At 70.4% G+C, this 21,836-nt stretch carries 22 protein-coding genes; 6 read left to right on the top strand and 16 right to left on the bottom strand.

Features of this window, described 5'->3' with window-relative positions; genetic code table 11:
- Positions 1-102 precede the first annotated feature (102 nt).
- Positions 103-468 (top strand): VOC family protein, encoded by a 366-nt coding sequence (locus tag QF035_RS31480; RefSeq protein ID WP_307523822.1) that lies wholly within the window; start codon positions 103-105, stop codon positions 466-468.
- Positions 469-608: 140 nt separating this feature from the next.
- Here QF035_RS31480 and QF035_RS31475 read toward each other — a convergent pair whose 3' ends face one another.
- The 9 genes from QF035_RS31475 to QF035_RS31435 form a co-directional block, all read right to left on the bottom strand.
- Positions 609-1,769 (bottom strand): dipeptidase, encoded by a 1,161-nt coding sequence (locus QF035_RS31475; protein WP_307523821.1) that lies wholly within the window; start codon positions 1,767-1,769, stop codon positions 609-611.
- Between the two features lie 241 nt (positions 1,770-2,010).
- Entirely contained in the window at positions 2,011-3,294 is a 1,284-nt protein-coding gene (locus tag QF035_RS31470) for an RNA polymerase sigma factor (RefSeq protein ID WP_307523820.1), read from the bottom strand.
- Positions 3,295-3,334: 40 nt separating this feature from the next.
- Positions 3,335-3,691, bottom strand: coding sequence for a YciI family protein (locus QF035_RS31465; protein ID WP_055618818.1), 357 nt, complete (start codon positions 3,689-3,691; stop codon positions 3,335-3,337).
- Positions 3,692-3,863: 172 nt separating this feature from the next.
- A complete protein-coding gene (locus tag QF035_RS31460) occupies positions 3,864-4,442 on the bottom strand; it encodes a Uma2 family endonuclease (protein WP_307523819.1) in 579 nt (192 codons plus the stop codon).
- A gap of 61 nt (positions 4,443-4,503) precedes the next feature.
- The gene (locus tag QF035_RS31455) at positions 4,504-5,310 is read right to left on the bottom strand and encodes a hypothetical protein (RefSeq protein WP_307523818.1); all 807 of its coding nucleotides are present in this window, start codon (positions 5,308-5,310) and stop codon (positions 4,504-4,506) included.
- A gap of 292 nt (positions 5,311-5,602) precedes the next feature.
- On the bottom strand, positions 5,603-5,791 hold the full coding sequence (locus QF035_RS31450; RefSeq protein ID WP_307531580.1) for a DUF397 domain-containing protein: 189 nt from the start codon (positions 5,789-5,791) through the stop codon (positions 5,603-5,605).
- On the bottom strand, positions 5,788-6,603 hold the full coding sequence (locus QF035_RS31445; RefSeq protein ID WP_307531578.1) for a helix-turn-helix domain-containing protein: 816 nt from the start codon (positions 6,601-6,603) through the stop codon (positions 5,788-5,790). Before QF035_RS31445 ends, QF035_RS31450 begins: the two co-directional genes overlap by 4 nt.
- 104 nt (positions 6,604-6,707) lie before the next feature.
- The gene (locus QF035_RS31440) at positions 6,708-7,784 is read right to left on the bottom strand and encodes an LCP family protein (protein WP_373466759.1); all 1,077 of its coding nucleotides are present in this window, start codon (positions 7,782-7,784) and stop codon (positions 6,708-6,710) included.
- 175 nt (positions 7,785-7,959) lie between these two features.
- A complete protein-coding gene (locus tag QF035_RS31435) occupies positions 7,960-9,018 on the bottom strand; it encodes a LacI family DNA-binding transcriptional regulator (RefSeq protein WP_307523817.1) in 1,059 nt (352 codons plus the stop codon).
- A 194-nt stretch (positions 9,019-9,212) separates the two neighbouring features.
- Between QF035_RS31435 and QF035_RS31430 the strand changes: the two genes are divergently transcribed.
- The 4 genes from QF035_RS31430 to QF035_RS31415 all read left to right on the top strand — a co-directional run bounded on the left by QF035_RS31430 (position 9,213) and on the right by QF035_RS31415 (position 14,907).
- Entirely contained in the window at positions 9,213-10,541 is a 1,329-nt protein-coding gene (locus tag QF035_RS31430) for an ABC transporter substrate-binding protein (RefSeq protein ID WP_373466993.1), read from the top strand.
- A gap of 292 nt (positions 10,542-10,833) precedes the next feature.
- On the top strand, positions 10,834-11,649 hold the full coding sequence (locus QF035_RS31425) for a carbohydrate ABC transporter permease (RefSeq protein ID WP_307531574.1): 816 nt from the start codon (positions 10,834-10,836) through the stop codon (positions 11,647-11,649).
- A 4-nt stretch (positions 11,650-11,653) separates the two neighbouring features.
- Positions 11,654-12,559 (top strand): carbohydrate ABC transporter permease, encoded by a 906-nt coding sequence (locus QF035_RS31420; protein ID WP_373466758.1) that lies wholly within the window; start codon positions 11,654-11,656, stop codon positions 12,557-12,559.
- 26 nt (positions 12,560-12,585) lie between these two features.
- Positions 12,586-14,907, top strand: a complete 2,322-nt coding sequence (locus QF035_RS31415; protein ID WP_307523815.1) for a beta-xylosidase/alpha-l-arabinosidase — start codon at positions 12,586-12,588, stop codon at positions 14,905-14,907.
- Positions 14,908-15,099: 192 nt separating this feature from the next.
- On the opposite strand, the gene QF035_RS31410 is transcribed toward QF035_RS31415, so the two are convergent.
- Genes QF035_RS31410 through tsaB form a run of 4 tightly spaced genes read right to left on the bottom strand, consistent with a single transcriptional unit; the run spans position 15,100 to position 17,618 of the window.
- Positions 15,100-15,354: a hypothetical protein gene (locus tag QF035_RS31410; protein WP_307523814.1), complete on the bottom strand. Its 255-nt coding sequence runs from the start codon at positions 15,352-15,354 to the stop codon at positions 15,100-15,102.
- Positions 15,351-16,460 (bottom strand): tRNA (adenosine(37)-N6)-threonylcarbamoyltransferase complex transferase subunit TsaD, encoded by a 1,110-nt coding sequence (tsaD, locus tag QF035_RS31405; RefSeq protein ID WP_307523813.1) that lies wholly within the window; start codon positions 16,458-16,460, stop codon positions 15,351-15,353. The genes QF035_RS31410 and tsaD overlap by 4 nt, the downstream gene beginning before the upstream one ends.
- Positions 16,453-16,941, bottom strand: coding sequence for a ribosomal protein S18-alanine N-acetyltransferase (gene rimI, locus QF035_RS31400; RefSeq protein ID WP_307531570.1), 489 nt, complete (start codon positions 16,939-16,941; stop codon positions 16,453-16,455). Before rimI ends, tsaD begins: the two co-directional genes overlap by 8 nt.
- Positions 16,942-16,961: 20 nt before the next feature.
- Positions 16,962-17,618 (bottom strand): tRNA (adenosine(37)-N6)-threonylcarbamoyltransferase complex dimerization subunit type 1 TsaB, encoded by a 657-nt coding sequence (gene tsaB / locus QF035_RS31395; RefSeq protein ID WP_307523812.1) that lies wholly within the window; start codon positions 17,616-17,618, stop codon positions 16,962-16,964.
- Positions 17,619-17,701: 83 nt separating this feature from the next.
- On the opposite strand from tsaB, the gene QF035_RS31390 reads away from it, so the two are divergent.
- A complete protein-coding gene (locus QF035_RS31390) occupies positions 17,702-18,283 on the top strand; it encodes a hypothetical protein (protein ID WP_373466757.1) in 582 nt (193 codons plus the stop codon).
- 503 nt (positions 18,284-18,786) lie between these two features.
- On the opposite strand, the gene tsaE is transcribed toward QF035_RS31390, so the two are convergent.
- The 3 genes from tsaE to alr all read right to left on the bottom strand — a co-directional run bounded on the left by tsaE (position 18,787) and on the right by alr (position 21,817).
- Entirely contained in the window at positions 18,787-19,338 is a 552-nt protein-coding gene (gene tsaE / locus QF035_RS31385) for a tRNA (adenosine(37)-N6)-threonylcarbamoyltransferase complex ATPase subunit type 1 TsaE (RefSeq protein WP_189845053.1), read from the bottom strand.
- Entirely contained in the window at positions 19,304-20,554 is a 1,251-nt protein-coding gene (locus QF035_RS31380; RefSeq protein ID WP_307523811.1) for an alpha/beta fold hydrolase, read from the bottom strand. Before QF035_RS31380 ends, tsaE begins: the two co-directional genes overlap by 35 nt.
- Positions 20,555-20,665: 111 nt before the next feature.
- The gene (gene alr, locus QF035_RS31375; RefSeq protein WP_307523810.1) at positions 20,666-21,817 is read right to left on the bottom strand and encodes an alanine racemase; all 1,152 of its coding nucleotides are present in this window, start codon (positions 21,815-21,817) and stop codon (positions 20,666-20,668) included.
- Positions 21,818-21,836 lie beyond the last annotated feature (19 nt).

Genomic DNA, 21,836 nt, shown 5'->3' with positions numbered 1-21,836 from the left:
TACCTCTTATGGGGGAGCATGCAGTAACCGTTACCTGCTGAGCCGCTTTGCAGGTAACGATCGACGCATGGACATCACGCATGGACATCAGAGGAGGAAGTCATGGCTGTCGCCGAACTGGGCACCGTCGTTCTGGACTGTCCCGACCCCCGCGCGCTCGCTTCGTTCTACGCCGGGGTGCTGGGCGGCACCGTCGAGACCGAGGGGGAGGCCGACTGGGTCGACCTGCGGCTGCCCGGCGGACGGACGCTGGCGTTCCAGGCCGCCCCCGGCCACGTACCGCCGAAGTGGCCCGCGCCCGACGGCTCCCAGCAGTTCCATCTGGACCTGACGGTCGAGGACCTGGACTCGGCGGAGAAGGAGGTCCTGGCGCTGGGCGCGACCGTGCTCGAAGCGGGGGATCGGGGGCGGGGGTGGCGGGTGTACGCGGACCCGGCCGGGCACCCGTTCTGCCTCTGCGCCTGCTGAGGCGGAGACGGGGCCGCGGATTCGTGTGATGTGCGGGTGAGTGGGGGCTGGTCGCGCAGTTCTCCGCGCCCCTAAAAGACGCGGCTGCGCCCCTGTCTTTTGTCCCCACCCGCCCGCAGCCGACGAACGACCGCCGGGGGCTACCCGTCCATCTCGGCGATCTTCGCCGTCGACGGCTCCCGGCGGCTGCGGGCCGCGCGAGCCATGAAGTCCGCGCTGCGCAGGACGCGTTGGACGTTGCCCCAGGTGAGCAGGGCGAGGTCGGACTCGGACCAGCCGCGGCCGAGGAGTTCGGCGACGAGGCGCGGATACCCCGAGGCGTCGGACAGGTCCTGGGGGTGCGCGGCCCCGGAGTCGTACGTACCCGAGAGGCCGACGCACTCCGGCCCCGCGAGCGCGCGTACGTGGTCGAGGTGGTCCGCGACGTCCCGTACCGACGGGCCCGTCTGCTCGGCGGTCAGCGGTACGAGGCACAGGCCCTTGGTGATGCCGAGCTCGACGAGCACGTCGTCGGGGAGGTTCGCCGGGTGGAGGCGAAGGGCGCGGGCGGCGGAGCGGGTGAAGACGACCGGGGACTTGGAGATGGTGAGGGCGCGGCGGACGGTCGCGTCGGAGGCGCCGGACAGGTCGACGAGCACGCCGATGCGGTTCGTCTCGCGTACGACCTCCTCCCCGAACCTGGTCAGCCCGTTCTCGCCGGCCCAGGAGGCGCCGGAGAGGGTGAGGACGCGCAGGCCGAGGGCGTGCAGTGCGCGCAGGATGCCCAGCGAGTCGTCCAGCGCGGCGGCGGCCGCGGGGCCGAGCAGCACGGCGACCCGCCCGCAGTTCCTGGCGTCCGTGACCTGGGCCGCGCTGTGGGCCATCCGCAGGCCCTCCGGATGGGCCTCCACCACGGTCCTCACCAGGTCGAGCTGCTCCAGCGTGGCCCCGACCGCCCGCTCGCCGACGAGGCCCTCGGGCAGATGCAGCGACCAGAACAACGCCGCCACGTGCCCTTCCCTCAGCCTGGGCACGTCCGTGTCTATCGTGCTCTCGCCGAGCTCCAGGTCGTACCAGGGCAGGTGCCGCAGCGCCCACGGCAGACCGCTGTAGCCGTCGGCGACGGGGTGGGCGGCGAGAAGGGCGTGCGCGCGGACGAGGGGGTCCTCGGCCGCGTCCCCCTCGTCCGCCTCGGGTCCGGCATCGACTGCGGGACCCCGCTCGTCCTCAAGAACACCCGGCTCGAACTCCCCCTCGACATCGGGGCGATCCAGCTCGCCGGCCTCGGCGGTTGCTTGCAGTTCGTCCTGCAGATCTGCCATGGCGACGCTCCGGGGTCCGGTGGTGGCGACAGGTATCCCCACCGTGACACGGGGGCGGGAGAGGGTCTCGGTGGATGAGCCGTTCGAGCGACGGCACCGGGCGCCCCGTAAGGGGCGCGGGGCTGTGACATTTTGCGGCTCCGCCGCGTGGGCGCGCCCAGCCCCCACAAACCCGCAGACTCCGAACCGCCCGCCGGCGAAGCGAACCGGCGGAGCCAACAGGCGGAGCGAACCGGCGGAGCTACCCGCACTCCTCCGCCCGCCCCAGCAAAAGCCCCCGCTCCCTCTCGTTCCGCGTCAACGATGCCGCCCTCTCGAACTCCCCCCGCGCCTCCTCCACCCGCCCGAGCCGCACCAGCAGATCCCCCCGCACACTGGGCAGCAGGTAATAGCCACGCAACGCCGGTTCGCCGACGAGCGCGTCCACGATGGCGAGCCCCGCCTCGGGCCCCTCGGCCATGGACACGGCCACGGCCCGGTTCAGCTCGACCACCGGAGACGGAGTCCGGGCGGCAAGCAGCCCGTACAACGTGGCGATCCGCGCCCAGTCCGTCTCCTCGTACGTATAGGCGTGGGCGTGGCACGCGGCGATCGCGGCCTGCAGCACATACGGCCCAGGACCGCCACCCGTGGACACGGCCTCCGCACGGGCGAGGGCGGCGAACCCGCGGCGGATGAGGAGCCGGTTCCACCGGGAGCGCTGCTGGTCCTTGAGCAGTACGGGCTCGCCCGACGGACCGGTGCGCGCGACGGACCGGGACGCCTGGATCTCCAACAGCGCGGCCAGCCCGTGCACTTCGGGTTCCTTGGGCATCAACTCGGCGAGTACACGCGCGAGTCGCAGGGCGTCCTCACAGAGTGCGGGACGCAGCAGGTCGTCGCCGGCGGTGGCCGCGTACCCCTCGTTGAAGATCAGGTAGATGACTTCGAGTACGGACCCGAGCCGGGCCTCGCGCTCGGGCCCGTACGGCACCTCGAAGGCGACGGCCTTCGCGGCGAGCGTCCGCTTGGCGCGCACGATGCGCTGGGCGACGGTCGCCTCCGGGACGAGATAGGCACGGGCGATCTCGACGGTGGTCAGCCCGCCGAGCAGCCGCAGGGTGAGGGCGATCCGGGCCTCGGCGGACAGCACGGGATGACAGGCGGTGAAGACGAGTCGCAGCAGGTCGTCGTCGATGTCGTCGGGATCGGCCGGCTCGTCCACGTGCCCGTGCGGCGCGGACGCCTCCAGGTCCCGCCCCATCTCCACGAGCTTGCGCGCGTACCGCTCACGCCGCCGTACGAGATCGATCGCCCGGTGCTTGGCCGTGGCCATGAGCCAGGCCCCGGGGTTGCCGGGCACCCCTTCCCGGGGCCACTGCTCCAACGCGGCGACCAGCGCGTCCTGCGCCAGCTCCTCCGCGATCCCGACGTCCCGCACGATGCGCGCGACCCCGGCGATGATGCGGGGCGACTCGATACGGAAGACGGTTTCGATGGCGTGGGAGGGGGCGTCCGCCGATGGTTCTGATGGTTCTGGTGTCACGCTCCACCATCAGACACCCCCGGAGCCGTACGACCAAGGCTCAGCCCTCGACGATTTCCCGTACCTCGCAGGTCACCGTCCAGTGGGCCTCGTGGATCTGGAGGAACCGCTTGGTCCACTCGACCGCCTCGGCCTTGTCCTTGGCCTGCAGCATCGCGTACCCGCCGACGACCTCCTTGGCCTCGGTGAACGGCCCGTCGGTGACGGACATCTCCCCGCCCTCCCACCGCACCCGCGTCCCCTCCGCGGTCGGCTTCAGCCCGGAGGTGTCCAGCAGCACCCCGGCCTTCGTCATCTCCTCGATCAGCTCCCCCATCCGCGCCATGAGCTCGTCGCTCGGCCCCTCGGCGGGCGCGTTCTGCTCATCGATACGGATCATCGACAGGTAGCGAGGCATGGTGACTCCCTGAGTCTCTCGGTACGGGGGCGGGGCTTGTCCCACCTTCCCTCTCACCCCGTGCGTCGAACGGCGGGCGGCGGGATCGACACGCTCGCCGAATTTCTTCGGAATTTCTTCGAGAAGATCTCCGCCGACACATTTCCGCAGGCCACCGGGCCACCGGCTCACGTCAGTAGGCGAACTCCTTGAGCTCGTCGGTCTCCAGGGTGAAACCGACGGGGCCCGGGAGGTCGATCGCGACACCGAAGGCCCGGCTGGTGACCGAGCGGTACTCCCCCTTCTCCGGATCGGCGTACACGGTGACGCTGTTCGTGTCCCGATCGACGAGAAGGTAGACGGGGATTTCCGCGGCCGCGTAGCCGTGGGGCTTGTCGACGCGGTCGCGCTGGTTCGTGTCCCGATCACGGGAGGTGACCTCGACAGTCATCAGGACACCGTCCGGCTCGGCCCACTCACCCGTACCGACGAAGTGCTTACGGGGAGCCAGAACACCATCGGACTTGGCCCGCCCCTTCCGGTACTCCTCGATCTTGAGTTCCCGCTCGGCGTACAGCCAGAGTTCGGGCCGGTGCTGCCTGCACACCTGCTGAAGCCACACGATGATCTCGCTGTGGTTGCCGTCCCGCACAGGCTTGACCACGACCTTTCCGTTGATGAACTCCAGTTGCACGAGCTCGGGCGCATTGCGGGCGAGCTCCTCGAATTCCTCGACGAGCATCTGGGGCTGATCGGCGGTGCTGGGGGTCATGGCGTCGCCTCCTCCCCTCCACGTCCTGCCCCGGTCACGGGCGGACCGTGCTGCAAGGTCGTCATGCGCGTACTCCTTTCTCTGTACTCTCCGTAGGCCGCCCTGTCCGAAGGGCGGCACGCACCTGCCCAGCACGGGCGCGAACCTGATCGGCGGCGAGGCCGGGCCGCGCACCCCAGCAGCCCCCGCACAGCCCACCTCGCATCCCACTCCCCTCACCCGGCTCGCCACAGCCGGTGCAGACCACCTCGTAAAGAGCCGCCCGCGCCTCGACCCGCTCCGGCGGCAGCTTGCCCAGCAGCCGAGCCCGTACGAACCCGTACGGATGCGCCACCCGCTCCGGAAGCCCCGCGATCACCGCCTGCACGAGCTGCGCCTCGCCCGCACCCCGCGCGAACCACTCGGCGGCCTGCTCCTCCAGGGCCCCGCACTCGGCGGCGGAGAGCGTGAGCCGGGCGTCGATACGACCGAGCCGCGCGAGCACGCCGTACGCGCCAGACCGCGCCGCCCGCGAGGGCTCGGTGACCGGCACCTCCCCGCCGAGAAATGAGCCCCACCAGGCGTCATCGCGTGCCGTCCGCGAGAAGAAGGTGTGCCAGACCCACCGGGGGCAGCCGTCGACGGTGACGGGCCGTCGCACCCGCCGCACATGCCCGGCCGCGGAGAGGTTGTTGAGGGCGGTCCCGATGGCGCACTGCCCGTACGGCAGATGCTTGGCGAGGGTCTTGATGGACATGTCCGCCTCGTCGTCGAGCCGGTCGAGATACCCGGCGATCGACGCTTCACGAGCGGGCAGATGTACGAAGTCCCGTCCGGTACGGGGCTCCTGGTCGGGCGCGGACTTCTTCCCGTACCCCGGATTGGCCATGGGATGGGCGGAGGGGCGCGGGGCAGCACTAGGCTGGGCAGTAGCCACGGATCGACTTTTCCTCGATCTAGATGGTCAGACCCCCGCGCGGTGCTCTAACACCCACGGGGGTCATTTCTTTGGGCGCACGCTACACGCCCGCCACGCTCCGCCGCGACTCGATCACAAAAAGTCATCTCCCCTGGCCCGGGCGCCACTTGAGCCCGGCTCAGCCGGGCACAAGGGAGGGAGGGCGGGTTGAGCCTCCCACCCATTCCTTACAAAAAGGGTCTCGAATCCCGACCCCCGAAGCTCAAGCCCCGACGTACGCGACGAACTCCGCCCACGCGGAGGCGGGGACGGTCAACTCGGGGCCATCACCGATGGGGTTGAGCTTCGAGTCTCGTATGTGGACGGCGCGGGGGCGGAGGGCGACCTCGACGCAGGCGCCTCCCTCAGTGCCGCTGTAACTCGACTTGAACCAGGAGAGTTCGGTGTTCACCACTCGTCAGCCACCTTCCCGATGAACCGTGCCGACTCCTCCGTACTGAGAGCCTGCGTCCGGATCATGCCAAAGCGTTGAGTCAGATTACTGAGATCCTCCGAACCGGAGTGCAGCATGCTGACCGCCTGCCCTTCCTCGTACGCATAGTGCTCGCGCTCGGGCGTCTCGATCAGCACCATGGGGCCATTGAGACCGGCATGCGCACCCCGGTCGGTCGGCAGCACCTGGACGGAGACATTCCGCAACCGCCCCACTTCCAAGAGCCGTTGACACTGCTCCCGCATGGTCGCCGCCCCTCCCACAGGGCGCCGCAGCGCGATCTCCTCGAAAACAAACCCAAAGTACGCCGTCGGCTTGCGGACCAGCAGATGCTGCCGCTCCAGCCTGGCCGCCACCCGGCTCTCGATCGTCTCGTCGTCCAAGGGGGGATAGTGGGCGCCGAGCAGCGCCCGCACATAGGACTCGGCCTGCAGCAGGCCAGGGATCAGCAACGTCTCGTACCACTGCAAGGCGATCGCGTCCGCCTCACAGTCCATGAAGTCCTGCGTGCGCGGCGGAAACTTCTCCGGCTCCAGATACTGCGCCGCCGCCTTCAACTTCCCCCGGGCACCGAACAGTTCGTCCCCGATGGCCAGCAGCCGGGGTGTCGGCCTGCGGGCGCCACGCTCGAACGAGGTGATCGTGTCCGGCGAGTAGTTGGACTCCTTGCCCACGTCCTCGCGGCTGACCCCGGCCTCCTGCCGCCACATCTTGAACTGATGGCCGCAGTACCTCCACGCGATCGGCGACTGCTCACTCAAGAACCCCACCTCCACCTGCGCACACCACGCTGTGTGCATCAATGGTCACTTCGAGGTTACGGCAGGTGAAGGGGATCGGGCAGATCCATTCCTCCCCACCTGCTAAAAGCCCCTCACCGCAGCGACTCCCAAAGCTCGCTAGCCTCCGGCTCGTTCGCCACCACCCTGTTGGGGTCGGACGGGGCCGGGACCACCGGCATCATCACCGTCTCCGTCGTGGCGGAGGAGAGGGAATTCAGGCTCTGGCCGAGGCTCATCAGTTCGGTGAGGGAGTTGAGGCCGGTGTCCGTGGTGAGGCTGTCGGTGAGGGCGTCGGCGACGCGGTAGAGGCGGGTGGGGTTGGTGAGGAGGTTCGTGGTGTCGACCTGGTCGAGGAGGGCCTTCACCAGTTGCTGCTGGAGACCTATGCGGCCGAGGTCGCTCTGGTCGCCTATGCCGTGCCGGGTGCGCGCGAGGGCCAGGGCCTGCGTACCGTCGAGGTGGTGGGTGCCCGCCTCCAGTTCGAGGTGGCTGTCCTCGTCAGAGATGTCCTCGTCCGTGGTCACCGTGACCCCGTCCAGCGCGTCCACCAGATCGGCGAAGCCCGCGAAGTCGATCTCGATGTAGTGGTCCATGCGGACGTTCGTCATGGACTCCACGGTCTTGACCGCGCAGACGGGCCCGCCGACCGAGTACGCGGAGTTGAACATCGCGCCGTACGACACCGAGGTCGAACCGCCGGACTCCCGCGGGCAGGAGGGGCGCGTGACGAGCGTGTCGCGCGGGATGCTCACGACGGTCGCCTTCGTCCGGCCCTCGTCGAGGTGGATGACCATCGCGGTGTCGGAACGGGCCCCGCCGCTGCTGCCGCCGCCAAGTTCCTTGTTCCGCTTGCCGTCCCGCGAGTCGGAGCCGAGGACCAGGATGTTGAGCGCGCCGCTCGGGAGCGGGGAGGGGGAGGCCGCGCCATAGGGGCTCGGCGTCGTCATCGACTTCGCCGGGCGGTCGTCGCCCAGCGCGCTGTCGATGTCGACGCTCTTGATGTTCTGGTTCAGATGCCAGTACGCCCATGCCGCACCGGCCAGCGAGACGACCAGAGCGCAGCCGAGCGCGATTCCCGCCGCCCTGAACAGCCGTGCCCGTCTGGATCGTTGCCGCCCCGCGCCGGGTGTCCCGGCGCCCCCGCCCCCGTGCTCGTCTTCTCCGCTCACAGACAGGAACGTAAGTCCGAATTATTACAACGAGGAACCACTTCTCGCTTTTCCTAGTCAAACTCTAATATTTCGTTGAGTTTTCTCAGCCGGGCACCAGGGGGCGGACGGCACCCGGCGAAAGCATTCGAAAGTTTCGAAGCGCCGACCGGGCCCGGCTTACGGCCCGCTTCGATCACCGCGCCCCGAAGTACGCCTCCCGCCCCTCCCCCGCCGGTGCCGCCGTGCTGCTGCGCACCACCAGGCTCGTGGCCAGTTCCACCCGGGTCGCCGCCGAGGGGCGCTCGCCGCGGCCCAGGTCGAGGACGAGCCGGGCCGCCGCCTCGGCCATCTCCGTGAGCGGCTGGCGGACGGTGGTCAGCGGGGGGCCGACCCAGCGGGCCACCGGCAGGTCGTCGAAGCCGACGATGCTGAGGTCGTCCGGTACGCGCAGACCCAGCTCGCGGGCGGCCTCGTACAGGCCGAGGGCCTGGAGGTCGTTGCCCGCGAAGACGGCCGTCGGACGGTCGGGGAGCTTCAGCAGCTCAAGACCCTCCCGGTAGCCGCTCTCGTGGTGGAAGTCGCCGGTGCGGATGAGCGCGGGGTCGGCCGGCAGCCCGGCCGTGTCGAGCGCCGCGCGGTAGCCGTCGAGCCGGGCGCGGCTGCACATCATCCGCGAGGGCCCGCTGATCACGCCGATGCGCCGGTGGCCGAGGTCGGCGAGGTGACGGGTGGCCGCGAGGCCGCCCTGCCAGTTGGTGGCGCCCACGGACGGCACGTCGTCGCCCGGGTCGCCCGCCGGGTCGACCACCACGAACGGGATCGAGCGGCTGGTGAGCAGCGCCCGCTGGGACTCGTCGAGCCCGTTCAGGACGAGGACGACCCCGTGCGGGCGGCGGGCGGCGACCTGGTCGGCCCAGGTGCGCCCCGGCGTGAGGCGGCCCGCGCTCTCGGAGAGGACCACGCTCAGCCCCTCGTCCCGCGCCACGTTCTCCACGCCCCGGATGACCTCCATCGCCCACGCGCTCTCCAGTTCGTGGAAGACGAGGTCGATCAGCGGCGACCGGGACGCCTCGGCCCGGCGGCGCCGATAGCCGTGGTTGCGCAGCAGTTCCTCGACCCTGGTGCGGGTCGAGGGGGCCACATCGGCACGGCCGTTGAGCACCTTCGAAACAGTCGGAGCGGAGACTCCCGCCTCGCGGGCGATCTCGGCGAGTGTCGCCGACTGGGCTACAGCGGGATTCGGGCGAGTCATGGACCGGATCGTATCCCTGCGCAACCTCTTGACGAAGCCCTTCGGCAGCCATACGTTCCCGGAACATTCGAAGTGCCTTCCGAAACATTCGTGTCGCGAGTACAAAAAGAGGTGCTGTCATGGAGTCGATCAGCGGGCGGTCCAACGGCGGACGGCCCACGGGCGGGCAGCCCACGGGCGAGAGCCCCGGGAGCCTGGACGGCGGGACGTTCAGCAGCAGGACGTTCAGCAGGCGCTGGGTCCTCGGCGCCGGTGCCACCACCCTGCTCACCACTGGTCTGACCGCCTGCGGCTCCGGTGAAGGTTCCGGCGGGGGCGGCGGCACGATCACCGCCATGGTGTACGGGGACGACGCGGTGAAGGTCCAGACGGCGGCCGTCGACCGTTTCAACAAGTCCGCCGCGAGCAAGTCGGCCAAGGGCAAGGTGAAACTGGAGAAGGTCCCGGGCTCGGACTACTCGGCCAAGCTGCGCACGGCGATGGGCTCCCCGAGCGCCCCCGACGTCTTCTTCAACTGGGGCGGCGGCTCCATCAAGGCGTACCAGGAGGCGAAGCAGCTCGTCGATCTGACCGACACCATCGAGGGCGACCCTGTCCTGAAGGGCGGCTTCCTGCCCTCCGTGCTCGCGGCCGGCGGGCTCGGCGGCCGCAACTACGGCATACCGATGCGCGGCATGCAGCCGGTCATCCTCTTCTACAACAAGTCCGTCTTCGCCGAGCACAAGCTCCAACCGCCCACCACCTGGGCCGAGTTGCAGGACATCAACGCCAAGCTGAAGGCCGCGAAGATCACCCCGTTCGCGCTCGGCGGCGCCGACACCTGGACCGAGCTGATGTGGCTGGAGTACCTCGTCGACCGCATCGGCGGCCCCGAGGTCTTCGCGAAGATCCAGGGCGGCGACGCGACCGCCTGGGGCGACCCGGCCGTCCTCAAGGCCGCCGAGACCGTCAAGGAACTCATCGACGACGGCGCGTTCGGCTCGAAGTTCAGCTCGGTGTCGTACGTCAACGGCGGCGCCCCGGCCGTCTTCGCCAAGGGCAAGGCGGCGATGCACCTGATGGGCTCGTGGGAGTACTCGACACAGCTCGGCAAGTTCCCGTCCTTCGCGAAGAACAACCTGGGCTGGTGCGCGTTCCCCACGGTCGAGGGCGGCACGGGCGACATCCGCAACGTCGTCGGCAACCCCACCAACTACTGGTCCGTCAACTCCCGTACGCAGAACAAGGACGCCGCGATCGCCTTCCTGAAGGACTGCGCCTCGGAGGCGTACGCGAAGGCTCTGGTGGCCAACGGCGACATCCCGACGACCGCCAACGCGGCCAAGCTGCTGGAGGCCTCGCCCAACCCGGAGTTCGCGAAGTTCCAGTACGAGATGGTCGAGAAAGCCCCGGCATTCACGCTCTCCTGGGACCAGGCGCTGGGCGCGGACATCGCAACGCCGATGCTCACCGAGATCAACAAGCTGTTCGTCGGGAAGTCCTCGCCGAGCGACTTCGTGTCAGCACTCAAGGAGCTGAATTGAATCCTCCCCCAGCTGAAACAGAGGGATTCCTGGCTCACGCCGCCTACGGGTCAACGACCCGACAGGTCTTCCACGATCAACACCAGCCGGGTTGAAACCAGCCCGGTTTGTACCGCAAAGCTTGGAGGTGCATGTGCTGTCTTGGTTCTCGATCAGCACGGTGTACGCGCTTGGTTCTCGCATCGCACGAGGGTCAACTTACCCGACCGCGGGGTCGGTAGCCGCCGCCTCCACCCCGCCCACGAAGTCTTCCAAGTCCTCCGCCGTCGGCCGCCCGCATGCCGCCTGGGCCCTGCCCGGTGTCCTCTTCTTCGCGTTCTTCGCCGTGGTCCCGATGGGCCTGGCCTTCTACCTCTCCTTCACCAGCTGGGACGGCCTGGGCGACCCGCGGCCCGTCGGCCTCGACAACTGGCGGAAGCTGATCGACGACGACCGGATGGTCCAGTCCCTGTGGCTCACCGTCCTGCTGACGGCGGCGAGCTGGGTCTTCCAGACGGTGATCGCCCTGTTGCTCGGCGTCTGGGCGGCGGGCCGCCAGCGCAACCGGGCGGTCCTCTCCGCGATCTTCTTCGTCCCGTTCCTGCTCTCCTCGACGGCGATCGCGCTGCTCTTCTACGCCCTGCTCGACCCGAACTTCGGCATCATCCGCGAGAACATCCTCGGCTCCTCCAGCGGCGCGTTCCTCGCGATCGTCTTCATCGGCGGCTGGCAGTTCATCCCCTTCCACACCCTGATCTACCAGGGCGGGGCCCGTCAGATACCCGAAGTGCTCTACCAGGCCGCCGCGATCGACGGGGCGGGCCGCTACCGCCAGTTCTTCTCGATCACGCTCCCGCAGCTGCGGCACACCGTCACGACGTCCACCGTCCTGCTGGTCGTCGGCTCGCTCACGTACTTCGAGACCGTGCTGATCCTCACCAAGGGCGGCCCGGGCACCGACACGGCGATCCTGCCGTACCTGATGTACGAGGCGGGCTTCAAGAGCTACGACTTCGGCTACGCGAGCGCCATCGCGTCCTTCCTGGTGGTGGCCGCCACGGGGCTGTCCCTGATCCTCGTGCGGCTGACCGGCTTCGGCAGCATGCGCAGCACCCGCGAAGGGATGTGACGGAGTGTCACACGATACGTTGCCGCGTCCGCGTCCCGCGAAGACCGAGGAGCGTCCCACGCCACCGCCCCCGCAACGCCGCCGCAAGCACTGGACGAAGCGCGGCAACCCCGTCTCGGGCCTCGGTTCGGTCATCTGGCTGGCGATCGTCGTCGTCCCGATCTACGCGATGCTGTCGGCCTCGCTCACCAGTCAGGACAAGGCACTCACCGGCAACCCGCTGAACCCGCCCACGAGTCCGACGCTCGACAACTACAACACCGTGCTGAACAGCGGCTTCGGCCATCTGCTCAGCAACACCGCGATCGTGGCCGTCGCCGTCGTGGCCATCGTCCTCGGCCTGTCCGTCCCGATCGCGTACGTCGCCGTCCGCACCCGCAACCGCTGGTCGGGCCTCGCCTTCCGCCTGTTCCTCCTCGGCGTCGCGATCCCGGCCCAGGCGGTCGTCGTACCCCTCTACCTCCTGATAGCCAAACTCAACCTGTACGACAGCCTGTTGGCGGTCATCCTGCCGACGGCGGCCTTCGCGATGCCGGTCTCGGTCCTCGTCCTCGTCGGCACCCTGCGGGACGTCTCGGAGGACCTGTACGAGGCGATGGCCCTGGACGGAGCGTCCCCCCAGCGGATGCTGTTCCAGCTCGCCATCCCGCTGGCCAAGGGCGGCATCAGCACGGTCGTCATCTTCGCCGCGCTCCAGGCCTGGAACGGCTTCCTCTTCCCGCTGATCTTCACCCAGTCCGACGGCCCACGCGTCCTGACCCTCGGACTCTTCAACTACGTCAGCCAGTTCGGCGTGAACATCCCCGCCCTGCTCGCCTCGGTCGTCCTCTCCGGCATCCCCATCTTCGCCGTCTATCTGGTGGCCCGCCGAGCCCTGGTAGGCGGCCTGATGGGAGTCGGCGGCAAATGAACCCCCTAGACCCCGACAGGAGTTTCATGACCACCGCCCCCTGGCGTGATCCCGCCGTGCCCGCCGAGGCCCGGGTCGACGACCTGCTCGCCCGGATGACCCTGGAGGAGAAGACCGCCCAGCTGTACGGCGTGTGGGTGGGCGCCGCCACGGACGGCGACGGGGTCGCCCCGAACCAGGACGAGATGGCCTCGGACTTCGACTGGGACGAGCTGATCCCCCACGGCCTGGGCCAGCTGACCCGCTCCTTCGGCACGTCCCCCGTGGACCCGGCGCTGGGCGCGCAGGCACTGGCCCGCGCCCAGCGCCGCATCGCCGAGGCCGGCCGCTTCGGCATCCCGGCCGTCGCCCACGAGGAGTGCCTGGCGGGCTTCACCGCCTGGGGCGCCACCGCGTACCCGGTCCCCCTGGCCTGGGGCGCCACCTTCGACCCGGCCCTGGTCGAGGAGATGGCCCACCGCATCGGCAAGGACCTCGCCTCCGTCGGCGTCCACCAGGGCCTCGCTCCCGTCCTGGACGTCGTACGGGACCCGCGCTGGGGCCGCGTCGAGGAGACCATCGGCGAGGACCCCTACCTGGTCGGCACGATCGGCGCGGCCTACGTCCGCGGCCTGGAGTCCGCCGGCGTCATCGCCACGCTCAAGCACTTCGCGGGGTACGCGTCCTCCGCGGGCGCCCGCAACCTCGCCCCCGTACGCGCGGGTGTGCGCGAGTTCGCCGACATCACCCTGCCGCCGTTCGAGTTCGCGCTGCGCGAGGGCGGGGCCCGCTCGGTGATGGCCGCGTACACGGACACGGACGGCGTACCGGCGTCCTCGGACCCGTACCTCCTATCCGAACTCCTGCGGGAGCAATGGCAGTTCACGGGCACGGTCGTGTCCGACTACTACGGTGTCGGTTTCCTGGAGACCCTCCACCGCGTCGCGGGCACGAAGGCGGAGGCCGCCCACGCGGCCCTGGCGGCCGGCATCGACGTCGAACTCCCCACGCTCCGCTGCTACGGCACCCCCCTGGTCGAGGCGGTACGCGCGGGCACGATCCCGGAGTCCCTGGTGGACCGGGCGGCGGCCCGGGTCCTGCGCCAGAAGTGCGAACTGGGCCTGCTGGACGAGGACTGGGCCCCCGAGCCCACGGGCCCGATCGACCTGGACTCGAGCGCGAACCGCGTGCTGGCCCGCCGCCTCGCCGAGGAGTCCGTCGTCCTGCTCTCCAACCCGGACGGCCTGCTCCCCCTCGCCCCTGACACCCGGATCGCCGTGGTCGGCCCGCGGGCGGCCGACGCCCTGGCCATGCTGGGCTGCTACTCGTTCCCCTCGCACGTGGGCATCAACCACCCCGACCGGCCGATGGGCATCGAGATCCCCACTCTCCTGGAGTCCCTGCGCACGGAACTCCCCGACGCCAAGGTCACGTTCACCGAGGGCTGTGACACCACGGACCCGGACACCTCGGGCTTCGCGGAGGCCGTGGCACGCTCCGCCGAGGCGGACGTCTGCGTGGCGGTACTGGGCGACCGGGCGGGCCTCTTCGGCCGGGGCACCTCGGGCGAGGGCTGCGACGTCGGAGATCTCCAACTCCCGGGCGTACAGGCCCAGTTGCTGGACACTCTGACGGCCACCGGCACCCCGGTCATCCTGGTCCTCCTCACCGGCCGCCCGTACGCGCTCGGCCGCTGGAAGGACCAACTGGCCGCTTCCGTACAGGCGTTCTTCCCGGGGGAGGAGGGCGGCCCGGCAGTGGCAGGCGTGCTGTCGGGCCGCGTGAACCCGTCGGGCAGGCTCCCCGTGAGCGTCCCGCAGACACCCGGCGGGCAGCCGTGGACCTACCTCCAGCCCCCACTGGGCCTGGCCGGCACGGTCAGCAACCTCGACCCGACCCCCCTCCACCCCTTCGGCCACGGCCTCGGCTACACGGACTTCACCTGGGAGGACATCGAGGACGGGACGAAGGACGGGGAGGAGACGGAGATTGGCACGGACGACCCGTACGACGTCTCGGTCACGATCCGCAACACGGGCCCCCGAGAAGGCACGGAGGTGGTCCAGCTCTACCTCCATGACCCGGTGGCCCGCGTAACCCGCCCCGACGTCCGCCTGATCGGCTACCACCGCCTGACCCTGCCCCCCGGCCAGGCCCGCCGAATCACGTTCACCTTCCACCCGGACCTGTCGGCGTTCACGGACGGTAGGGGCCAACGCGTAGTAGAACCGGGCGCTTTGGAACTCCGCCTGTCCAAATCCAGCGCAGACACACGCCACACGACACACATCACCCTGACGGGCCCGGAACGAATTCTGGGCCCAACCCGCCGCCTACGCTGCGCGTCAAGGGAAACGGAGGCGCCCTAGGGCGCGGGGAACTGCGCAATCTTTTGCCTTTCAGGGGCGCGGGGAACTGCGCGTTTCCTGGGGGCGCGGGGAACGGCGCAGTCCCTTGTCTTTAGGGGCGCGGGGAACGGCGCAATCTTTTGTCTTTCAGGGGCGCGGGGAACTGCGCGACCAGCCACAGCCGGCCCGCACCCGACAGACACCCCCCGCCCCCTACCCCTCCACAGCCTCGAACCGCCACCGATGAACCGCCCGCGCAACCAACTCCCCAGCCGGCTCCGGAAATTCAGGCAGCTCAGCCTCATACGCGGCATCCCACCACGTAATGACGAGCACCCGATCCCCCGGAGCCCGCAGGACCTCCCGACGCAGGGGCCGCGCCGGGAGGTCCTGCCCCCTCACCCACGCAAGCAGTTCCTCCCCCCGCCCCTCGACGGCTCGCGCCTCCCACATCAACGCAACAGTCATGAGTACAGATTGCCCTTACTGACCTCATGCACATGATCATGACCATGGTCATGCGACTGCGCCCGCCCAGGCACATGCGTGTCAGTCACCGGCAACGACGAATCCGCAGACAGATCCCAATCAGAGGCGCCCCGCCCCCGGGCAACCATCTCCGCCCCCAGCGCGGCAACCATCGCCCCGTTGTCCGTACACAACTTCGGCCGCGGCACCCGCAGCCGAATCCCCGCGGCCTCGCACCGCTCCTGCGCCAGCACCCGCAGCCGCGAGTTCGCGGCAACTCCCCCACCGATCATCAGGTGGTCGACACCCTCGTCACGACAGGCCCGTACGGCCTTGCGCGTCAGCACGTCGACGACGGCCTCCTGGAAGGACGCGGCCACATCCCGCACCGGCACGTCCTCCCCGGCCGCCCGCTTCGCCTCGATCCACCGCGCCACGGCGGTCTTCAGCCCGGAGAACGAGAAGTCGTACGCGGGATCCCGCGGCCCGGTGAGCCCGCGCGGGAAGGCGATGGCACCCGGGTCCCCCTCCTTGGCGTACCGGTCGATGACCGGCCCGCCGGGGAACCCGAGGTTCAGCACCCGCGCGATCTTGTCGAAGGCCTCACCGGCCGCGTCGTCGATGGTCGCGCCCATGGGCCGTACGTCACTGGTGATGTCCGAGGAGAGCAGCAGCGAGGAGTGCCCGCCGGAGACGAGCAGCGCCATGGTCGGCTCGGGCAGTGCCCCGTGCTCGAGCTGGTCGACGCAGATGTGCGAGGCGAGGTGGTTGACCCCGTACAGCGGCTTCCCCAGCGCGTACGCGTACGCCTTCGCCGCCGACACCCCGACGAGCAGCGCCCCCGCGAGCCCGGGGCCGGCGGTGACGGCGATCCCGTCCAGGTCCTTCGCGCTGACGCCCGCCTCCTTCAGCGCCCGCTCGATGGTGGGGACCATCGCCTCCAGGTGCGCACGGGACGCGACTTCGGGCACCACACCCCCGAAGCGCGCGTGCTCGTCGACGCTGGACGCGATCGCGTCCGCGAGCAGGGTCCTGCCGCGGACGATGCCGACGCCGGTCTCGTCGCAGGAGGTCTCGATGCCGAGGACGAGCGGTTCGTCAGCCATTGATCTCGGTTCCTTGTACGGATGTCGATGGGTCGTTGAGTCGCATGACGAGCGCGTCCACGTTCCCCGGCTGGTAGTAGCCGCGCCGGAAACCGATCGCCTCGAAGCCGAAGCGCTCGTACAGCTTCTGGGCGCGGATGTTGTCGACACGGCATTCGAGCATCACCTCGGCGCACTCGAACGCGGTCGCGGCCCGCAGCAGTTCGGTCAGGATCATCGCGCCGAGGCCGGTGCCCCAGTGCTCCCGGGAGACGGCGATGGTCTGCACGTCACCGACGTCCCCGGCGGCGGCGAGCCCGCCGTATCCGACGATCCGCGCACCGCCCGTGTCCCCCGCGGTCTCGGCCACGACGTACCGCCGGGTCGCCCCCGGCCCCCGCGCATGGGCGAGGTCCGACCAGAACATGCCCCGCGACCAGGCGTCCTCGGGGAAGAGGTCCTTCTCCAGTTCCAGCACGGGCTCGATGTCCCACCAGCGCATCTCGCGCAGCACCGCGGTCGTCACTTGGGGGTGACCACCTTGTAGTTCTTGGGCACCTGGGCGTCCGGCCGTCGCAGATAGAGGGGCCGGGACGCCTCCAGTTCCTCGCCCGCGGCCAGCCGTTCCGCCGCCAGGGACGCCAGCGCGGCAGCCGAGACGTGCTCGGGCTCGCGCGCGTCCGGGAAGGTGTCGGGGTAGAGCAGCGCACCCGCGCCGACGGCGGGCAGACCGCCGATGTCCAGCTCGCCCGGCCGGTCGACAGTGGGCTCGGTGACCCGGGTGCGCGAGTCGGCGTACCGCGCCCAGTAGACCTCTTTGCGCCGGGCGTCGGTCGCCACGACGAAGGGCCCGTCGGCAATGGAACGGTCGGCCGCGTACGCAAGACCATCCAGCGTGCACAGTCCGTGTACGGGGATGCCGAGCGCGAGCCCGAAGGTGTCGGCGGTCATCAGACCGACGCGCAGCCCGGTGTACGGGCCGGGGCCCACGCCGACAACGATGCTGGTGACGGCGTCGAGCCGCAGCCCGGCCTCGGCGAACACCCGGTCGACGGCCGGCAGGAGCAACTCCCCGTGCCGGCGCGCGTCCACCTGACTGGAGGCGGCGATGACGGACGTCCCGTCGTGCAGCGCGACGGTGACGGCGGGGGTGGCGGTATCCAGAGCGAGCAAGAGCACGCGAACAGCCTACGGCGCCCGGGCTCGGAGCACGGCCGCCCCAATCCGTCGCAGACCTGCTGCTAACGTCACAGAAAGCACAAATGCCGTACGAGAGGTGGGCACCCAAGGTGGTTCGGAGCAGCTCGGGAATCGTGGCCGGGCTCACCGCGACGGCGCTCGCCGCGATCGGCTTCCTCACCTACCAGGCGTCGGCGCACGTGCCCAGCAGCCTGGGCTCCTCCCGGCCCGCCGACTCCTCGAAGGCCGCGGCCGCCAAGGCCCCCCGGGACAAGCAGCACCCGACTGCTCTGCCCGCCGCCTCGGGCACGGGCCGACGGGTCGTCTACTCGGTGGACGACGACCGCGTATGGCTCGTCGGGTCGGGTGACCGTGTCAAGCGCACGTTCAAGGTGACCCCCGGAACGGTCGATCCCGCGCCCGCCGCGTACGTCGTCACCTCCCGCTCCGGCAAGATCACCGGCTCGGACGGCGTCGCCGTCGAACACGTCGTCCGCTTCACGAACGTCTCCGGCGTAGCGATCGGCTTCAGCGCCGCCCTGAACGGCACGACCACCGCCCCCGCCCCCTCGAAAAAGCTCGGCGGCATCCGAGAATCCCGCGAAGACGGCACAGCCATGTGGGAGTTCGCCACCATCGGCACAAGGGTCACAGTGATCAAGTAGGCCAACACAAGCGCCCCTTCAGGGGCGCGGGGAACGGCGCAGTCTTTAGGGGCGCGGGGAACTGCGCAATCTTTGGCTTCTAGGGGCGCGGGGAACTGCGCGACCAGCCACAACGCACCCGCAGAATCCGAACGACGCTCCCCGCGGAGCGCTACGCGGCGCGCCGCCGTTCCTCCCGCACCGGCGCAGCCGGAGGGCGCGGCGGCGTGGAAACGACCCGCGCCAACACCCCCGCCGCAAGCAACTCCCGCATGGACACCCCAGCCACCCCCGACGAAGTCGACTCCACCGGCACCGACGGACGCGTCACATCACGTTCAGACGTCGCCATGGCGGCCTCCTAGTGGCTCCGGGAGCAGACGTGGTTAGGTAGACCTAACCAACTCCTCCGTCCATGTGAACACGCCGAAGCCGCCCGACGCAACATCTTCCCGACGCCTTGTCGGAATGTTGGGGCGAACCTACGAGGACCAGGCCGGACGTCCAGGCCGGACCGGACGGGATCAGGCGGAGAGCACGCCGAGCCCGACCGTCGCCCACCGCTCCCCGACCCCGGTCAGCGTGACGTGCCGCACCTCGTCGGTGGTGTCGCCGACGGCCCGGTGGATGAGGACGTGCAGCCGGTCGTCGGCCAGCTCCTCGACCTTGCCCTCGCCCCACTCCACGACGATCACGGAGTCGGAGAGCGAGACGTCGAGGTCGAGGTCCTCCATCTCGTCGAGCCCGCCGCCCAGGCGGTACGCGTCCACATGGACCAGCGGCGGACCGTCGCCGAGGGGCGGGTGCACGCGCGCGATCACGAAGGTCGGCGAGGTGACCGCACCCCGCACGCCGAGCCCCTCGCCGAGCCCGCGGGTCATCGTCGTCTTGCCCGCGCCGAGCTCGCCGGTGAGCATCACGAGGTCTCCCGCCCGCAACAGCTTGGCGAGTCTGCGACCCAACTCCCGCATCTGTTCGGGTGAGTTGACGGTGATCTCAGTGGTGACGCCGGCCACGGAAGGCTCCGAGGGTCCCGAGGACTCAGCCGGGTTGCGCGGTGCTGCTGGTGCTTCCATAACCACCCACGGTAGCCCCTGCCGGGACGGCTCCGGCGCGGGTGAGGAGGTCGGCGAGCCGGTCTATGACGACCTCCGGGTGCTCCAGCATCACCAGGTGCCCGGCGTCCGGCACGAGCACCAGCTCGGCGTCCGGCAGGAGGTCGGCGATCGCCTCGCTGTGCTCGCTCGGCGTGACGAGATCCTTGACCCCGGCCAGTACGAGCACGGGCATCTCGGCGAAGTGCGCGAGCGCCTCGGTCTTGTCGTGGTCGGTGAAGGCCGGGTAGAACTCCGCGACCACGTCGATGGGCGTGCCCTCGATCAGCCGCTCCGCGAACCGCGCGACCGCCGGGTCGACGTCCCTGGACGCGAACGAGTACCGCTTGATGATCCCGGCGAACAGGTCGGCCGTGGCCCGCCGCCCGCGCTCCACCAGCGCGGCCTGCTGCCCCAGCGCCTTCAGCACTCCGGGGAGCACCCGCCGCACCGCGTTGACGCCCGCGACGGGCAGCCCGAAGTTGACCTCGCCGAGCTTCCCCGACGACGTACCGACGAAGGCGACGCCGACGACCCGCTCGCGGATCAGGGAGGGGTACTGGTCAGCCAGGGCCATCACCGTCATGCCGCCCATCGAGTGGCCGACGAGGACGAGCGGGCCCTCGGGCGCGGCCGCGTCGATGACGGCCTTCAGGTCGCGGCCGAGCTGGTCGATGGTGACCGGCATGTCGTCCTCGACCTGGGCCACGCCCCGCGCGGAGCGGCCGTGGCTGCGCTGGTCCCAGTGGACGGTCCGCACGACACCGCGCAGCGCGGCCCGCTGGAAGTGCCAGGAGTCCTGGCTGAGGCAGTAGCCGTGGCTGAAGACGACGGTGACGGGGGCCGGGGCCTTGCGGCCGAAGAGCCGGCGGCGGCGCGGGGCGAGGGTGGAGTCGGGCTCCACCTCGTCGACCTCGTAGTACAGCTCCGTGCCGTCGTCCGCGACGGCCTTGCCGGGCATGCCGCGCAACGACCCGTACGGACCGGCCGAGTCGAGGGCGAGGCGGGCCTTCCTGCGCATGCCCCGGCCGACCGTGAGCCGCTCTATGGCGACTCCGGCGGCGGCGCCCGCGGCGACCACGCCTATCGCGGCGCCGGCGATCCCGGCCCTGCGCCAGGTCGCGCCCCCCGCTGCGGAGACGGCCGAGGCTGCGGCCGTGGCCGCTTCCACGGCGGCCTCCGCGCTGCTCTCGCTCACTACCGCTCCTCTTCGCCGGGGTGCTGCCCATGTCCGCTGTCGGTGTCGCTGTTACTGCCGGTCGTGCTGTTGCTGCCGGTCCCCGCGATGCCGTGCCCGGCATCTATGCGGTTACCCCGCTTGTTCGGTATTCACGTAAACGCGCGGCACCCGGGTTCCGATCCGGGTGACGATTTCGTAGGCGATCGTGCCCACCGCCTGGGCCCAGTCCTCGGCGGTGGGCTCGCCGTGGTCGCCGGGGCCGAAGAGGACCACTCGCTCGCCGACCGGCGGCTCGTCCCCGCCGAGGTCGACCGCGAACTGGTCCATGGCGACCCGTCCCGCGACCGTCCGCCACTTGCCGGCGACCAGGACGGGTCCGGTTCCGGAGGCATGGCGCGGAATGCCGTCCGCGTACCCGACGGGCACGAGGCCGAGGGTCGTGTCGCCCGCCGTGACGTAGTGGTGGCCATAGCTGACGCCGTGCCCCGCCGGTACGTGCTTCACCAGCGCAAGCGAGGCCGACAGCGTCATCACCGGGCGCAGCCCGAGGTCAGCCGGGGTGCCCAGCTCGGGGCTGGGCGAGATGCCGTACACCGCGATCCCGGTCCGTACGAGGTCGAAGTGGCTGTCGGGAAGCGTGAGCGTGGCGGGCGAGTTGGCGATGTGCCGGACCTCGGGGCGCACGCCCTGCCCCTCCGCGTACTCCAGCATCTCGCGGAAGCTGCTGAGCTGGGCCTGGATGGAGGGATGGCCGGGCTCGTCGGCGCAGGCGAAGTGCGACCACAGGCCGGTGACCCGGACGAGCCCCTCGGCCTCGGCGCGCAGGGCCTCGGCCACGAGCTCGGGCCAGTCGGCGGGCTGGCAGCCGTTCCTCCCGAGCCCGGTGTCGGCCTTGAGCTGGACGCGGGCGGTTCGCCCGGACTCACGCGCGGCCGCCGCGGCCTCCCGCAGCGCCCACAGCCCGCTGATCCCCAGGTCCAGATCGGCCTCGACGGCCGCCCGCCAGGGCCCGCCCGGGGTCCACAGCCAGCACATGATCCGGCCCTGCAGCCCTGCCTCGCGCAGGGCCAGGGCCTCCTCGGGCGTGGCGGTGCCCAGCCAGGTCGCACCGGCGTCCAGGGCCGCGCGGGCACACGGGAGCGCCCCGTGTCCGTACGCGTCGGACTTGACCACCGCCATCAGGGCGGCAGTCGGCGCCTGGGCGCGCAGAGCCCGCACATTGGCCTGCAGTGCGGCCAGGTCGATCTCGGCGCGGGCCCGCGCGGGTGCTGTTTCAGTCATCGCGCCCAGTGTCTCAGAG

This window comes from Streptomyces umbrinus (assembly GCF_030817415.1).
GTDB classification, from domain to species: Bacteria; Actinomycetota; Actinomycetes; order Streptomycetales; family Streptomycetaceae; genus Streptomyces; species Streptomyces umbrinus_A.
Note: the sequence above shows the minus strand (reverse complement) of the source record. Positions and strands in the feature narration are given on the sequence as shown.